Below are 586 nucleotides of genomic sequence, written 5' to 3' on the forward strand. Positions count from 1 at the left end.
TGACAGACAAGGGGATAAAGGTCTGCATCCCCGGCCGGAAATCCCGTAAGGAGGCAGTCAAATATGACAAGCGCCGATACAAACGCCGCAACCGCATCGAAATCATGTTTGGACGCTTGAAGGACTGCAGGCGCGTGGCAACCCGTTACGACAGATGCCCGGAAACCTTCTTCTCGGCCATCGCTCTCGCCGCAACTGTCCTCTTCTGGCTATGAAAGTTAACGAGTCTGGAGCCTAGGGTCAGGACCCATAAGGCCGCTTGAACCCTTTGGATAGTCGTGATTCACGCCCGCAAACTACGGGGGCAACATGAGCGACTACTACTGGTTGACGGAGGCGCAGATGGAGCGTCTTCGACCGCACTTTCCGAAATCACGTGGCGTACCAAGGGTCGATGATCGGCGGGTGCTGAGTGGGATCATCTACGTCAAACGGAACGGTTTGCAGTGGCGCGACGCGCCATCGGTGTATGGCCCGCACAAGACGCTCTACAACCGGTTCGTCAGATGGTCTCGTATGGGTGTGTTCGCACGCATCTTCAAGGACTTGGCGCAACCAGGGCGAGACGGAGACACCATCATGATAG

2 protein-coding genes are annotated in these 586 nt (G+C 56.7%); both read left to right on the forward strand.

Features of this window, described 5'->3' with window-relative positions:
• Window positions 1–215 (forward strand): IS5/IS1182 family transposase (locus tag IT41_RS19295; protein WP_036743267.1); only part of this gene is annotated, 215 nt, incomplete at its 5' end.
• 94 nt (window positions 216–309) lie between these two features.
• Window positions 310–586: IS5 family transposase (locus IT41_RS20495; protein ID WP_036741137.1), on the forward strand; the 277-nt coding region annotated here is incomplete at its 3' end.

This window comes from Paracoccus halophilus, from assembly GCF_000763905.1.
Classification (GTDB): Bacteria; Pseudomonadota; Alphaproteobacteria; order Rhodobacterales; family Rhodobacteraceae; genus Paracoccus; species Paracoccus halophilus.